The organism is Caulobacter sp. FV1ye6ST, from assembly GCF_058681225.1.
This window is the reverse complement of sequence record NZ_CM178733.1, coordinates 4,251,252-4,265,228: the sequence shown is the minus strand read 5'-3', so window position 1 is coordinate 4,265,228 and position 13,977 is coordinate 4,251,252. Positions and strand designations below refer to the sequence as shown.

Genomic DNA, 13,977 nt, shown 5'->3' with positions numbered 1-13,977 from the left:
CGCGAACGCCCTCCCCAGCGCGGATCATTCTCTCTGGATTTCAGGTAAATGCGGCGTCGATCAGCCCCTCGACGCCGCATCCACCCCCACGGATGATCTCGGCTGAAACCGTGATTTCGAATTTGTAGTATGTGGCGAAATTCGTCAACGGCGCCCTGTCCCGATGCGTCCCGAAAGCTCGTGCCGTCGCGGAGGTCTGGACATCTTCGCGCGAGCGTGCACGCTGGCTTCAAACAACCGTTCAAACAAAAATAGGGGTCGAAACGCCATGGCCGCGATCAACGCCGTCACCGATCTTTCCGTCGAAGGCGACATTGGCGTCGTCACGCTGAACTCGCCGCCGGTCAACGCGCTGTCGGCCGCCGTCCGCGAAGGCTTGAAGGGCGCGTTCGACGCGGCCATCGCCGATCCGGCCGTCCAGGCGATCGTGCTGATCTGCGAGGGCAAGACCTTCATCGCCGGGGCCGACATCACCGAGTTCGGCAAGGCCATGACCGGCCCGTCGCTGCAGGACGTGCAGGCGGTCATCGAGAACTCGCCCAAGCCCGTCGTGGCGGCGATCCACGGCACCGCCCTGGGCGGCGGCCTGGAAGTGGCGCTGGTCGCGCACTACCGCGTCGCCGTGCCCTCGGCCAAGGCCGGCCTGCCCGAAGTGAACATCGGCCTGCTGCCGGGCGCGGGCGGCACCCAGCGCCTGCCGCGCATCGTCGGCGTCGAAAAGGCGCTGGAGATGGTCACCAGCGGCCAGCACGTGCCCGCCAAGGCGGCGCTGGCCATGGGCCTGTTCGACTCCCTGGTCGAGGAAGGCGCCCTGCGCGACGGGGCCATCGCCTTCGCCCGCGTGGTGCTGGCCGAGGGCCGGCCGCTGAACAAGGTCCGCGAGCTGAACGACAAGGTCGAGGCCGCGCGCGGCAAGCCCGAGATCTTCGCCGATTTCCGCAAGGCCAACGCCAAGAAGTTCCGCGGCTTCATGGCCCCGGAGAACAACATCAAATGCATCGAGGCGGCGGTGAACCTGCCCTTCGAGGAGGGCCTGAAGGAAGAGCGCCGGCTGTTCATGGAGCTGATGACCGGCAGCCAGTCGGCCGCCCAGCGCTATGTATTCTTCGCCGAACGCCAGGCCGCCAAGATCCCCGACGTGCCGGACGACACCCCGCTGATCCCCGTCAAGAAGGTCGGCGTCATCGGCGCCGGCACCATGGGCGGCGGCATCTCGATGAACTTCCTCAACGCCGGCATTCCGGTGACGATCATCGAGGCCAAGCCGGAGAACCTCGAGCGCGGTGTCGGGATCATCCGCAAGAACTACGAGAACACCGCCAAGAAGGGTCGCCTGACCCAGGATGACGTCGAAAAGCGGATGGGCCTGCTGACGCCCTCGATGAACCTCGAGGACCTGGCCGACTGCGACCTGATCATCGAGGCCGTGTTCGAGCTGATGGAGATCAAGAAGGAAGTCTTCGGCAAGCTGGACAAGATCGCCAAGCCGGGCGCGATCCTGGCCTCGAACACCTCGTATCTCGACATCGACGTGATCGCCGCCTCGACCTCGCGGCCGGAAAGCGTGATCGGCCTGCACTTCTTCTCGCCGGCCAATGTCATGCGCCTGCTGGAGATCGTGCGCGGGGCCAAGACCGACAAGTCGGTGATCGCCACCTCGATGCAGATCGGCAAGAAGATCGGCAAGGTCGCCGTGCTGGTCGGCAACTGCCACGGCTTCGTCGGCAACCGGATGCTGGCCCAGCGCCAGCGCGAGGCCCAGAAGCTGATCCTGGAAGGCGCCATGCCCTGGGACGTGGACCGGGTGCTGTACGACTTCGGCCTGCCGATGGGGCCGTTCGCCATGAGCGACCTGGCCGGCCTCGACATCGGCTGGGACCCGGCCAAGACCAGCTCGTCCACCGTGCGCGAAGTGCTGTGCGAGATGGACCGTCGCGGCCAGAAGAACGGCAAGGGCTTCTACGACTACGACGAGAACCGCAACGCCAAGCCGTCGGCCGAGGTGGAGGGCGTGATCCGCGACTTCGCCGAGAAGCGCCAGATCCAGCGTCGCGAGATCAGCGACCAGGAGATCCTGGAGCGTTGCCTCTATCCGATGGTCAACGAGGGCGCGAAGATCCTGGAAGAGGGCAAGGCCATCCGGGCGTCCGACATCGATATCGTCTGGATCAACGGCTACGGCTGGCCGGTCTATCGCGGCGGTCCGATGTTCTGGGGCGAGCTGGTCGGCTTGGATAAGATCCTGGCCAAGATGAAGGAGTTCCACGCCCAGCACGGCGACGACTTCAAGCCGTCGGCCCTGCTGGAGCGGCTGGTGGCCGAGGGCAAGGGCTTCAAGGACGCTTAAAACTCTTCCCTCCCCCTTGATGGGGGAGGGGCAGGGGTGGGGGTGATGCGGCGGCAACGCCCCGCTCCCACGTCCGACGGTGTCACCCCCATCCCCGACCCTTCCCCCATCCAAGGGGGAAGGGAGTTTGCTAGAGGCGTCCCCATGACCACCATCGCCGCCATGATGTCCGCCGACTACGGCGTGATGGGCGACATCCTGCGCCAGCGCGCTCAGGAAGGCCCCAACCATCCGGCCGTGATCATGGAGACCGGCGAGGCGGTGACCTACGCGGAGTTCGACGCGCTGGTCGACCGCGTCGCCGCCGCCCTGCAGCGTGACGGGATCACCCCCGGCGAGGCCATCGCCGTCTGCGCCCTGTCGTCCATCCCCTATGCGGCGGTGTTCGTCGGCGGCCTGCGCGTCGGCGTCGCGGTGGCCCCGATCGCGCCGTCCTCGACGCCCGAGGCCATCGCCGGCATGGTCGCCGACTGCGGGGCCAGGCTGTTCTTCCTCGACGCCGGGGTAGCCGAAGCGCAGAAGCCCGCGCCGATCGCCGTCCGCCACATCGCCTTGGACGGTTCAGGCGCCGGCGACGCCTTCGACGCCTGGCTGGCGCCCGAAAACGCGACGCCGCGCCCGGTCGCGATCAGCCCCGAGCATCCGTTCAACATCATCTATTCCAGCGGCACCACCGGCACGCCCAAGGGCATCGTCCAGTCGCACGGCATGCGCTGGAAGCACGTCTTCCGGGGCGACGCGGTCGGCTACGGCCCCAATGCGGTGTCCGTGCTGTCGACCCCGCTCTATTCGAACACCACGCTCGTCTGCTTCTTCCCCACCCTGGCCGGCGGTGGGACCGTCGTACTGATGAAGAAGTTCGACGCCGGCAAGTATCTGGAGCTGGCCCAGAAGCACCGCATGACCCACACCATGCTGGTGCCGGTGCAGTACCGCCGCCTGATGGAGCGGCCGGACTTCGACCGCTACGACCTGTCCTCGACCCACCTGAAGTTCTGCACCAGCGCCCCGTTCGCCGCTGAACTGAAGGGGGAGGTGCTGAAGCGCTGGCCCGGCGGCCTGGTCGAGTATTTCGGCATGACCGAGGGCGGCGGCACCTGCATCCTCATCGCCCACGAGCATCCGGACAAGCTGCACACGGTCGGCCAGCCCGCGCCCGGCCACGACATCCGCCTGATCGACGAGGACGGCGGGGAGGTCGGTCCCGGCGTGGTCGGCGAGATCGTCGGCCGCTCGGCCGCGACCATGAACGGCTATCACGGCCGCCCGGACAAGACCGCCGAGGCCATCTGGACCTCGCCCGAGGGCTGGACCTTCATCCGCACCGGCGATGTCGGCCGGTTCGACGAGCAGGGCTTCCTGACCCTGATGGACCGCAAGAAGGACATGATCATCAGCGGCGGCTTCAACATCTATCCGTCCGACCTGGAAGCGGTGCTGGTCCAGCATCCGGCGGTGGTCGAGGCGGCGGTGGTCGGCGTGCCGTCGGACGCCTGGGGCGAGACCCCGGTGGCCTTCGTGGCCGTGAAAGGCGAGGCCGACGCCGAGGCGATCAAGACCTTCGTCAATGGACAGGTCGGCAAGACCCAGCGGCTGGCCGACGTGAAGATCGTCGACAGCCTGCCGCGCAGCCACATCGGCAAGGTGCTGAAGCGCGAACTGCGCGACTCATGGCAGGCTCCAGGACAGGTTTAGGGGCGAGTTCCGGGGCAAGTTTCGCCTAGTCACTGAACTTTTTGCCGCGACGGCGCGCCGCATTAGGCCTGCCGGAATCGATGAATACGGTTGCTTAACCATATGGTGCGGCCATGGAGGTCGCCCGGTTCGTCGTGGAATGCGTTCTAAACCCATGCTCCCGAAATCCGCCGCCGCCGCTCCGATCGCCGCTCCCACTCAAGAAGGGAATGGGGCGAAGACGTTCCTCCGTGCTTCTGGCGCGCCGATCGATTTCGACGCCGTCGCCGCCGCCCTGGGCGTCGCCGGACACGGCGCGGACCTCGACCAGCGCCTGGCCGCCCGCTTCGCCCGTCCCGTCGCCGTGCGCGCCTTCGCCGATCGCGTCGAGGCCACGGCCGGCGCGCTGAAGGCCCTGAGCGTGCGCCAAGGCGGCGTCTGCGTCGTCTCGGCCCTGGCCGATCCGGAGACCCTGGCCGGCATCGCCGCTGCGGGTCTCAAGCCCTGGCTGGTCGATGTCGACCCGTTCAGCGCCATGTTCGACACCGGCCACCTGCGCGAACGCCTGCCCGACGCGCCCGGGCCGCTGGAAGCGATCGTGCCCGCCGCCGCCCACGGCCGCGCCCCCGACATGCGCGCCTGGGCCGCCTTCCGCGCCGAGACCGGCCTGCCCATCCTGATCGACGCCGCCGGCGCCTTCGACGTGGTGATCGCCGCGCCTGTTCCTGCTTTGGTGGGTCTGCCCGCTGGGCAGGGCGTCTTCGTCGCCTGCGAGGACGCCACCCCGATCAACGCCATCGAGGCCGCGCCCTTCGCCGGCGACGACGGCCTGGCCGCCTGGCCAGGCCTGCGCCAGCGCTTGTGCGGCGCGGCTCAGCAACTGCGCGTCCTGCTGCTGGACAGCGGCGTCGGCTTCCAGCCGGGCTGGGGCATGAGCTGGATCTCGCGGACCTGCGCGCTGTCCCTGCCGACCGACGACGCCGGCGCCGTGACCTGGAAGCTCCAGGCGGCCGGGATCGCCGCCAGCTGCTCGGTCCGCGACCGCGCCCTGGCCGCCGACGACACCCCGACCGCCGACCACCTGGCGGCCTCGACCGTGGTCATCGCCCTGGATCCCGACCTCGACATCGAGGGCCTGGACCGCCTGTGCGACGTCCTGCGCGACGCGGTGGCCTAGAGGCGAGCGGCGACTTGGCCTAAGCATCGGCGCATATTCACGCCGAAGGTTGCGATGGCCGAAGAGTCTCAAGAGCCCCAGTCCCTGGAATCCCTGTCCCTCGACTGGGGCTTCACCCTGCCCGACGAGGTCTGGGCGATCCCCGAGGCCGAGCGCGACGTCCAGGTCCGCTACAATGACGACCTCTGCCAGTGGGGCGACCGGGTCTTCATCCGCTGCATCCTGCCCACCCCCCTGAAGGGGACGGACGACTATTTCGGCTGGGGCGCCTGGGCCGAGGTCGAGGCCGAGGTCTTCGAGCGCTATCTCGACCTCTACGACGCTGACGGCCGCGAGGAGCCGCCGCATCCGGCGAAACTGGCCAACCGCCTCGCGCCGTACCCGGGCACGACGCTGGGGACCCGCCTGCTGATCCAGTTCCAGACCCCGGAAGAGCCGCCGACCCTGATCCTGCTGGAAGGCGACAAGAGCCGCCTGGCCCAGGACCAGCGCGACGGCATCGACACCGCGCGGCATCACGAAATCCTGGAGGTTTGCGAAGGTTAGAGGCGGCCCACTACGCCGCGTCGATCATTCGCTTGGCGGCGCGCGCCAGCAGGCCCGAGCGTGTGAAGCCGTGGGTCTCGGCATAGGCGTCGATATCGCGCAGCGTGGTCTCGGGCAGGGTGATATTGACCCGCACCGTCCTGGGCTGGGCGGTCTCTAGGGGCACGATGATCACCGCGCCATCGCGGTTCACGGGATTGGCCATCACCTCGTCCAGGGTCGAGGGCGCGGGAATGGACTCGCCATCCTCGACCATGCCGTCGACGTGAAGGAGCAGGGCCTCCTCGGCATTGGCGCGGGCCTCCTCCAGGGTCGCGCCGACGCTGACGCACCCGGGCAGGTCGGGAAAGGAGACCCCAAACTCGCTGTCGGCGTCCTTGTGGATGAGGGCGATATAGCTTGTCATTGGCTCACCTCAGGATCAGGCTCGACTGCCGTTCGATCGACCGCAGCGTCCCGACCGGAAGGTCTCGTTTGGGATGCGGAACGGTCACGCGACCCGGCTTCGTGGGGTGCTTGAACTGAGCGTGGGAGCCGCGCCGGGCTACCTCGACCCAGCCGTCGGCCTCCAGCGCGGAGATCACCTCACGACTATTCATGAGTGTGTATTTATGAGTATGATTTCGCTACCGTCAAGGCGAGCCTAAAGCCAGCCCGTCTTCCTGAACCGCCTGTACAGCATGGCGCAGACCCCGACGATCACGGCCAGCACGCCGTAATAACCATATTCCCACTTCAGCTCGGGCATGTGCTCGAAGTTCATGCCGTAGATGCCGGCCACGGCGGTCGGGACGGCCAGGATGGCGGCCCAGGCGGCCAGTTGGCGGGTGATGACGCCCTGGCGCTGCTGTTCCAGCAGGCTGCTGATCTCGAACACGAAGGTCAGCACCTCGCGCAGGCTGTCGACCAGGATCTCGGTGCGCTGGATGTGGTCGCGGACGTCGCGGAAATAGGGCCGGACATCGCTGTCGATGCAGGGCAGCTCGTGATGCTCCAGGGCGCTGACCACCTGGGTCATGGGGCCCAGCAGCTTCTTGAACTTCATCAGCGCCCGGCGGAGGTTGAAGATGCGGGCGATCTCGGCGCGGCTGAGGAAGGCGTCCAGCGCTCGCCGCTCGAAGCCGGCGAGCTCCTCCTCGATGGCGTCGACGACGGGCATGTAGCCGTCGACGATGAAGTCCAGCACCGCGTGCAGCACGTAGTCGACGCCGTGCGACAGCAGGGCCGGGGCGGCCTCCAGCTGGGCGCGCAGCCCGCTGTGGGCCCGGGCCGAGCCGTGGCGCACGGTGATCAGGTGCTGGCGCCCGACGAAGAAGTCGGTCTCGCCATATTCGATGCGGTCGTTGTCCAGCCGCGCGGTCTTGGCGACGACGAACAGCTGATCGCCATAGACATCGACCTTGGGCGTCTGGCGGGCGTTCAGCGCATCCTCGATCGCCAGCGGGTGCAGGCGGAAGGCCTGCTGCAGCACGCGCAGCTCTGCCTCGTCGGGCTCGACCAGGCCGATCCAGACGAACTCGCCCTCGCGGGGGCGCAGGCTGTCGGGATCGCCCAGGCTGAGCGGACGAACGATCTGGCCGTCGATATAGGCGCTGGCGGCGACGACGCTCACAGAGAGAGGCTCACAGGGAGAGGCTCACAGGGAGAGGCTCACGCGCTCAGTGGCTGGCCGCGTAGGCTTCGACCTGCGCCACGCGCCGGGCCTTTTCTGCCGCGTCGAGGAACGAGCCGGTGAAGCTGTTCTTGGCCAGGGTGACGATCTCCTCGCGGGTCAGGCCGACGGCGCCGGCGGTGGCCATGTAGTTTTCCAGCAGGTAGCCGCCGAAATAGGCCGGATCGTCGGAGTTCACGGTCGCCTTCAGGCCCAGGGCGAGCATCTTCTTCAGCGGGTGGACGTCCAGGCTGGGCACGCCGCATAGCTTCAGGTTCGACAGCGGGCAGACCGTCAGGGTGGTCCCGTCGGCGATCAGGCGCGCCGTCAGGGCCTCGTCTTCCAGGGCGCGGTTGCCGTGGTCGATGCGGTCGACCTTCACCAGGTCGATGGCCTCCCAGACATATTCGGGCGGGCCTTCCTCGCCGGCGTGGGCGACGATCTTCAGGCCCAGGTCGCGGGCGGCCTGGAACACGCGGGCGAACTTGGCCGGCGGGTGGCCGACTTCCGAGCTGTCGAGGCCGACGCCGGCGATCTTGTCCAGCCACGGCTTGGCCAGTTCCAGGGTCTCGAAGGCGGCCTCTTCCGACAGGTGGCGCAGGAAGCAGAGGATCAGCTTGGAGGTGACGCCCAGCGTCTTCTCGGCCTCGTCCATGCCGGCCAGCAGGCCTTGCATCACCACGCCGAAGGCGACGCCGCGATCGGTGTGGGTCTGGGGATCGAAGAAGATCTCGGCGTGGGTCCCGCCATCGGCCGCCAGGCGCTTGAAATAGGCCAGGGCCAGGTCCTTGAAGTCCTCGGCGGTGATCAGCACGCCCGCGCCCTGGTAATAGATGTCCAGGAAGTCCTGCAGGTTCGAGAAGGCGTAGGCCGCGCGGATGTCCTCGACCGAGGCGAAGGGCAGGGTGACGCCATTGCGCTGAGCCAGCTCGAACATCAGCTCGGGCTCGAGGCTGCCCTCGATGTGCATATGCAGCTCGGCCTTGGGCAGGCCGCGGACAAATTCGGTAAGGGCGGTGTCGGTCATGGCGTTTTATGAGCCGCCATCGCGCCTGCAATCAACCGTCATCCCGCGCTTTATGCGCGGGACGACGGCGTTTGGATTAGTGCGCGGCGTCCTTGGCCTTTTCGCCGGCCTTCTTGGCGGCGTCGCCGGCTTCCTCGGCGGCCTTGCCGGCGGCGGCGGCCGCATCGCCCGCGGCTTCCTTGGACGCTTCGGTCGGCGCGGCGGCGGCGTCGGCCGTGGCGTTGGCGGCGTCGGTCGCGGCCTGCGAGGCGGCGGCGGCCTGATTGGCGGCGGCGGCGCTTTCGGTGGTCGCTTCCTGGGCCTTCTCGGCCTTGTTCTCGCAGGCCATGACCGTCAGGCCCAGAGCGGCCACTGCCGCGATCGTCACGATACGCATGAGCGTCTTCTCCCTCTCCGGCCTTGGCGCCGGGTCAGGAGATAATCCCAAGGCCGAGGTTCGGTTGCGCGCGCTCTACAGCGGCTGGGGCGGAGGCGGCGGGCCTTCCGGCAGGGGGATGAACTCGTCGTGGTCCAGGTCGGGCAGCTTCATGCGGCCGGCCTTCCAGTCGGCCTTGGCCTGCTCGATGCGGTCCTTGGACGAGGAGACGAAGTTCCACTCGATGAAGCGCGGGCCGACCGGCTCGCCGCCCATCAGCATGACGGTGGAGCGCTCGATGGCCTTGAAGACGATGGTGTCGCCCGGGGCGAAGACCGCCATCTGGGTCTCGACCAGTTCGCGGCCGTCGACCTCGACGCGGCCGGCGGCGATATAGGCGGCGCGTTCGGCATATTCGGCGGGCAGGGCGGCGGTGGTCCCCGGCTCCAGCTCCCAGTGCACATAGAAGAGCGGCGAATAGACCGGCACGTTCGACTTGGCGCCGAACGCCTCGCCGGCGATCAGTCGCGCCTTCAGTCCGCCGCTCTCATAGTAGGGCAGGTCGGCCGGACCTTCATGGTGGGTGAAGCTGGGGGCGATCTCCTCATATTCCTTGGGCAGGGCGATCCAGGCCTGCATGCCGTCCATGCGCCCGCCGTGCTCGCGCAGGCCCTCGAAGCGTTCGGAGTGGGTGATCCCCGAGCCGGCCGTCATCCAGTTGACCTCGTTGGGCTTGATCACCGCCAGCGAGCCGACGCTGTCGCGGTGGGTGATCTCGCCTTCGAACAGATAGGTCAGGGTCGACAGGCCGATATGCGGGTGCGGGCGCACGTCGGCGTTCTTGGCGAAGCCGGGCTGGAAGGCCGCCGGACCCATGTGGTCGAGGAAGGTGAACGGCCCGACCATGCGGTGCGCGTGGAAGGGCAGGATGCGGCCCACTTCGAAATTGCCGAGATCACGGCGGCGGGCTTCGAAGACGAGGTCGATCATGGGGCGCTCCGGGAAGGGTGGGCGCAGTTTAGCGGGGGTTTGTGGGGGATGCTTGGATAAATCCTCCCCAACGCCCACACACGTCATCCCGCGCTTCATGCGCGGGATGACGACGATAAACTAATGAGGATCTCAGCTCAGCGGGCTGACGTACGGGCTCACGAGACCCAGCGGCACGGCGGTCGAGTTCTTGACGCCGCGGATGACGATGCGGCTCTCGATGTTGCTGACCAGCCCCAGCGACAGCAGCTTCTCGCGCAGGAACTCGTCGAAGGCGTGCATGTCGCGGGTGACGATGCGCATCTCGTAGTCGGCGGCGCCGGTGACGGTGGCGCACTGCACGACCTCGGCCCACTTGGCGACGGCCTGTTCGAACGTGTCCAGATTTTCCTTGGTCGGAAGGGACAGCTTGACGGTGCAATAGACTTCGAAGCCCAGGCCCAGCTTTTCGCGGTCCAGAATCGTGACGCGACGCTGGATGACGCCGGCGTCTTCAAGGCGCTTGATCCGGCGCCAGCACGGGCTGGACGAGAGGCCGACTCGCTCGGCGATCTCCGCGACGGACAGTCCGGCGTCGTGTTGGATGAGATCCAGGATCTTGGCATCCACGGCGTCGAGTTGTTCGGACAAGAAATTCCTCCCCCAAGTGGGCGTTGACGCTCCAATTTTGCGCAAAGGGGGCCTGAGTCGGGCACGCCTTGGGCAAACAATTTCCGCGCTTCTATAAGATATTGCGTTACGGGCGAGAAGACCCCGGAGGAAAATTTTTGCCATGCGGCACTCTGAAGTCACTCTCGACGACAAATACGTGCTCGAAAATGGTCGAGCCTTCATCACTGGCGTGCAAGCGCTGCTGCGGGTCCTGCTGGATCGCAAGCGCCTGGATCGCCTCGCGGGCCTGAACACCGGGGGCTATCTTTCCGGCTATCGCGGCTCGCCCCTGGGCGGCCTCGACCAGCAGGCCGCGCGCATCAAGAAACTGCTGACCGCGCACGACGTGGTCTTCCAGGAAGGCCTCAACGAGGACCTCGCCGCCACCGCCGTATGGGGCAGTCAGCAGGCCAACCTGTTCCCCGGCGCGCTTTATGATGGCGTGTTCGGCATGTGGTACGGCAAGGCGCCCGGCGTCGACCGCACGGGCGACGTCTTCAAGCACGCCAATTTCGCGGGGACCTTCCCGACCGGCGGCGTGCTGGCGGTGGCCGGCGACGACCACGCCTGCAAGAGCTCGACCCTGCCGTCGCAGTCCGAGTTCGCCTTCCAGGACTTCGAGATGCCGGTGTTGTCGCCGGCCGATGTTCAAGAAGTGCTGGACTACGGCATTCTCGGCATCGCCATGTCGCGGTTCTCGGGTCTGTGGACGGGCATGATCGCCCTGGCCGACACCATGGACAGCGGCGTGACCATCGACGTCTCGCTGGATCGCCACCAGGCCATCATTCCCGACTTCGCCTTTCCGCCCGGGGGGCTGGGCATCCGGCAGAAGGACCAGCCGATGGAGAAGGAGCGGCGGATGCGGCTCCACAAGCTCCCGGCGGCCCTGGCCTTCGCCCGCGCCAACCATATCGACCGCGTGGTGCTGGGCGCCTCGCACGTGAAGGTCGGCAAGGCGCGCCTGGGCATCGTCTGCCAGGGGCAGGCCTACAAGGACGTGCTGGAGGCCTTCACGGCCATGGGCATGACCCTGCAGGAAGCCGCCGACCTGGGCGTCTCCATCTACAAGGTCGGCATGCCATGGCCGCTGGAGCCGCTGGGCCTGCGGGCCTTCGCCGCCGGCCTCGAGACCCTGATGGTCATCGAGCACAAGCGCGGTCTGATCGAACCCCAGGCGCGCGCGGCCCTCTATGATCTGCCCGCCCAGGCGCGCCCGCGCATCATCGGCAAGGTCGACGAACGCGGCGCGCCGCTGCTCTCGGAGCTCGGCTCGCTGTCGGTGGCCGAAATCGCCCTGGCCATCTATGACCGTCTGCCCGACGGCCCGCACATGGAGCGGGCCCGCGCCTATCTGAACCGCGTCTCGGCCGCCGGCGTCGCCGCCGTCAGCCTGGCCGCCGACCAGGCCCGCAAGCCGTTCTTCTGCTCGGGCTGCCCGCACAACAGCTCGACCAAGCTGCCCGAGGGCTCGCGCGCGCTCGCCGGCATCGGCTGCCACTACATGGCCGGGTTCAACGACCCGATGACCGACCTCAACACCCACATGGGCGGCGAGGGCCTGACCTGGGTCGGCGCGGCGCCGTTCACCTCGGAGAAGCACGTCTTCCAGAACCTGGGCGACGGCACCTACAACCACTCCGGCTCGCTGGCCATTCGCGGCGCGATCGCGGCCAAGACCAACATCACCTACAAGCTGCTCTATAACGACGCCGTCGCCATGACCGGCGGCCAGCGCGCCGAGAGCGGCTTCACCCCCGCCCAGATCACCCGCCAGCTGGCGGCCGAGGGCGTGACCAAGACCGTCATCGTCGTCGACGAGCTGAACCGCTACGAGGGCGTCAACGACCTGGCCCCGGGCGTCGAGGTCTTCCCACGCTCGGACCTGATGCGCGTGCAGGAGATGCTGCGCGACACGGCCGGCGTGACGGTGCTGCTGTACGACCAGACCTGCGCCACCGAAAAGCGCCGCCGCCGCAAGCGCGGCTCGATGGCCAAGGCGACGCAGCGCGTGTTCATCAATCCGCTGGTCTGCGAAGGCTGCGGCGACTGCTCGGTGAAGTCCAACTGCGTTTCGGTCGAGCCGCTGGCCACGGAGTTTGGCCGCAAGCGCAAGATCAACCAGTCGTCCTGTAACCAGGACTACAGCTGCGTCGAGGGCTTCTGCCCCTCGTTCATCACGCTGGAAGGCGCGGAAAGCGCCAACGCCAAGAAGACGCCGGCTGCCCTGACCGCCGAGTCGACGCCGCTGCCCGAGTTCGAGCCGCTGACCGGCGTGCGCAAGATCCTGTTCACCGGCGTCGGCGGCACCGGCGTCACGACCGTGGCCTCGATCCTGGCCATGGCCGCCCATATCGACGGCCGCGCCGGCAGCGTGGTCGACATGACCGGCCTGGCCCAAAAGGGCGGTTCGGTGTTCAGCCACGTCAAGATCGGCGAGACCGAGGAGACCATCGTCGGCGGCCGCGTCCCGGCCGCCAGCGCCGACGTGCTGATCGCCTGCGACCTTTTGGTCGCCGCCTCGCCCGAAGGCCTGTCGCTCTACGCCAAGGACCGCACGCGCGCCTTCGGCAACAGCGACTTCGCCCCCACGGCCGACTTCGTCACCAGCCGAGACGTCAAGTTCGACTCGAGCGCCATGGCCCGCCGGGTGAAGGGCGCGACCAATAGCTTCGACGCCTGTCCCGCCCAGCGCCTGGCGGAAACCGAGTTCGGCGACGCCATCTACGCCAACATGATCATGGTGGGCTTCGCCTGGCAGCGCGGGGTGATCCCGGTCTCCAGCCGCGCCCTCTATCGCGCCATCAAGCTGAACGGCGTCGACGCCGAGGCCAACCTGCAGGCCTTCGAGCTGGGCCGGCGCGTCGCCCACGACCCGGCCTCGATCACCGTCAAGGAAGACAAGGTCGCCACGCCCGAGACCATGCCGCTGGACGACCTGATCGCCCACCGCATCAAGGAGCTGACGGCCTATCAGAACGCCGCCTACGCCCAGCGCTACGCGGACAAGGTGGCAAAGGTCCGCGCGGCCGAAGCCGGCATTGGCGGCGAGGCCCTGACCCGGGCGGCGGCGGTCAATCTCTACAAGCTGATGGCCTACAAGGACGAGTACGAGGTCGCTCGTCTGTACACGGACGGTCGCTTCAAGGCCGAGCTGGCCGGGACCTTCAAGGGCGGCAAGGCCAAGGTCTGGCTCGCTCCGCCGCTGCTGGCCCCCAAGGGCCCGGACGGCAAGCCCAAGAAGATCGCCTTCGGCGGCTGGATGCTCGACGCCGCCTTCCCGATGATGGCAAGGATGAAGGGCCTGCGCGGCGGCGCGCTCGACATCTTCGGCCACACCGAGGAGCGCAAGATGGAGCGCGGCCTGATGGCGTCCTACGAGACGACCCTCGACCGCCTGGCCGCCGGCCTCTCCCCGGAGAGCCTGTCGCTGGCGGTCAAGATCGCCGAGATCCCGCAACAGATCCGCGGCTACGGCCACGTCAAGGACGCCTCGGTGGTCACGGCGAAAGCGGCCGAGGCCAAGCTGTGGGCGCAGTGGGGCGGTAGCTGACCACCG

General features: G+C 67.8%; 12 protein-coding genes. 5 read left to right on the top strand and 7 right to left on the bottom strand.

The window, feature by feature from the left end; all coding sequences use genetic code 11:
• The first annotated feature begins 268 nt into the window (after positions 1-268).
• The 4 genes from ACW175_RS20280 to ACW175_RS20265 all read left to right on the top strand — a co-directional run bounded on the left by ACW175_RS20280 (position 269) and on the right by ACW175_RS20265 (position 5,744).
• Positions 269-2,347 carry a 3-hydroxyacyl-CoA dehydrogenase NAD-binding domain-containing protein gene (locus tag ACW175_RS20280; protein WP_492101761.1) on the top strand — a complete coding sequence of 693 codons (2,079 nt, stop codon included), beginning with the start codon at positions 269-271 and terminating at the stop codon, positions 2,345-2,347.
• Positions 2,348-2,491: 144 nt separating this feature from the next.
• The gene (locus ACW175_RS20275) at positions 2,492-4,042 is read left to right on the top strand and encodes a class I adenylate-forming enzyme family protein (RefSeq protein WP_492101760.1); all 1,551 of its coding nucleotides are present in this window, start codon (positions 2,492-2,494) and stop codon (positions 4,040-4,042) included.
• A gap of 154 nt (positions 4,043-4,196) precedes the next feature.
• The gene (locus tag ACW175_RS20270; protein ID WP_492101759.1) at positions 4,197-5,198 is read left to right on the top strand and encodes a DegT/DnrJ/EryC1/StrS family aminotransferase; all 1,002 of its coding nucleotides are present in this window, start codon (positions 4,197-4,199) and stop codon (positions 5,196-5,198) included.
• Between the two features lie 54 nt (positions 5,199-5,252).
• On the top strand, positions 5,253-5,744 hold the full coding sequence (locus tag ACW175_RS20265) for a DUF2199 domain-containing protein (protein WP_492101758.1): 492 nt from the start codon (positions 5,253-5,255) through the stop codon (positions 5,742-5,744).
• 10 nt (positions 5,745-5,754) lie between these two features.
• Here ACW175_RS20265 and ACW175_RS20260 read toward each other — a convergent pair whose 3' ends face one another.
• From ACW175_RS20260 to ACW175_RS20230, 7 genes are all read right to left on the bottom strand, one after another.
• Positions 5,755-6,150 (bottom strand): type II toxin-antitoxin system HicB family antitoxin, encoded by a 396-nt coding sequence (locus ACW175_RS20260; RefSeq protein ID WP_492101757.1) that lies wholly within the window; start codon positions 6,148-6,150, stop codon positions 5,755-5,757.
• A gap of 4 nt (positions 6,151-6,154) precedes the next feature.
• The gene (locus ACW175_RS20255; RefSeq protein WP_492101756.1) at positions 6,155-6,343 is read right to left on the bottom strand and encodes a type II toxin-antitoxin system HicA family toxin; all 189 of its coding nucleotides are present in this window, start codon (positions 6,341-6,343) and stop codon (positions 6,155-6,157) included.
• A gap of 44 nt (positions 6,344-6,387) precedes the next feature.
• Positions 6,388-7,356: a magnesium/cobalt transporter CorA gene (corA, locus tag ACW175_RS20250; protein ID WP_492101755.1), complete on the bottom strand. Its 969-nt coding sequence runs from the start codon at positions 7,354-7,356 to the stop codon at positions 6,388-6,390.
• 46 nt (positions 7,357-7,402) lie between these two features.
• Positions 7,403-8,422, bottom strand: a complete 1,020-nt coding sequence (locus ACW175_RS20245) for an adenosine deaminase (RefSeq protein WP_492101754.1) — start codon at positions 8,420-8,422, stop codon at positions 7,403-7,405.
• Positions 8,423-8,498: 76 nt separating this feature from the next.
• Positions 8,499-8,798, bottom strand: coding sequence for a hypothetical protein (locus ACW175_RS20240; RefSeq protein ID WP_492101753.1), 300 nt, complete (start codon positions 8,796-8,798; stop codon positions 8,499-8,501).
• A gap of 75 nt (positions 8,799-8,873) precedes the next feature.
• A complete protein-coding gene (locus ACW175_RS20235; protein WP_492101752.1) occupies positions 8,874-9,767 on the bottom strand; it encodes a pirin family protein in 894 nt (297 codons plus the stop codon).
• 132 nt (positions 9,768-9,899) lie between these two features.
• On the bottom strand, positions 9,900-10,397 hold the full coding sequence (locus tag ACW175_RS20230) for an Lrp/AsnC family transcriptional regulator (protein ID WP_099575819.1): 498 nt from the start codon (positions 10,395-10,397) through the stop codon (positions 9,900-9,902).
• Between the two features lie 142 nt (positions 10,398-10,539).
• Between ACW175_RS20230 and ACW175_RS20225 the strand changes: the two genes are divergently transcribed.
• Positions 10,540-13,971 (top strand): indolepyruvate ferredoxin oxidoreductase family protein, encoded by a 3,432-nt coding sequence (locus ACW175_RS20225; protein ID WP_492101751.1) that lies wholly within the window; start codon positions 10,540-10,542, stop codon positions 13,969-13,971.
• The last annotated feature ends 6 nt before the right edge of the window (positions 13,972-13,977 follow it).

Excerpts from the sequence above, each read along its gene's own strand:
- ACW175_RS20265 (WP_492101758.1), top strand. The coding sequence starts at position 5,253 with ATGGCCGAAGAGTCTCAAGAGCCCCAGTCCCTGGAATCCCTGTCCCTC.
- ACW175_RS20275 (WP_492101760.1), top strand. The coding sequence starts at position 2,492 with ATGACCACCATCGCCGCCATGATGTCCGCCGACTACGGCGTGATGGGC.
- ACW175_RS20245 (WP_492101754.1), bottom strand. The coding sequence starts at position 8,422 with ATGACCGACACCGCCCTTACCGAATTTGTCCGCGGCCTGCCCAAGGCC.
- ACW175_RS20240 (WP_492101753.1), bottom strand. The coding sequence starts at position 8,798 with ATGCGTATCGTGACGATCGCGGCAGTGGCCGCTCTGGGCCTGACGGTC.
- ACW175_RS20270 (WP_492101759.1), top strand. The coding sequence starts at position 4,197 with ATGCTCCCGAAATCCGCCGCCGCCGCTCCGATCGCCGCTCCCACTCAA.
- ACW175_RS20225 (WP_492101751.1), top strand. The coding sequence starts at position 10,540 with ATGCGGCACTCTGAAGTCACTCTCGACGACAAATACGTGCTCGAAAAT.
- ACW175_RS20255 (WP_492101756.1), bottom strand. The coding sequence starts at position 6,343 with ATGAATAGTCGTGAGGTGATCTCCGCGCTGGAGGCCGACGGCTGGGTC.
- ACW175_RS20280 (WP_492101761.1), top strand. The coding sequence starts at position 269 with ATGGCCGCGATCAACGCCGTCACCGATCTTTCCGTCGAAGGCGACATT.
- ACW175_RS20260 (WP_492101757.1), bottom strand. The coding sequence starts at position 6,150 with ATGACAAGCTATATCGCCCTCATCCACAAGGACGCCGACAGCGAGTTT.
- ACW175_RS20235 (WP_492101752.1), bottom strand. The coding sequence starts at position 9,767 with ATGATCGACCTCGTCTTCGAAGCCCGCCGCCGTGATCTCGGCAATTTC.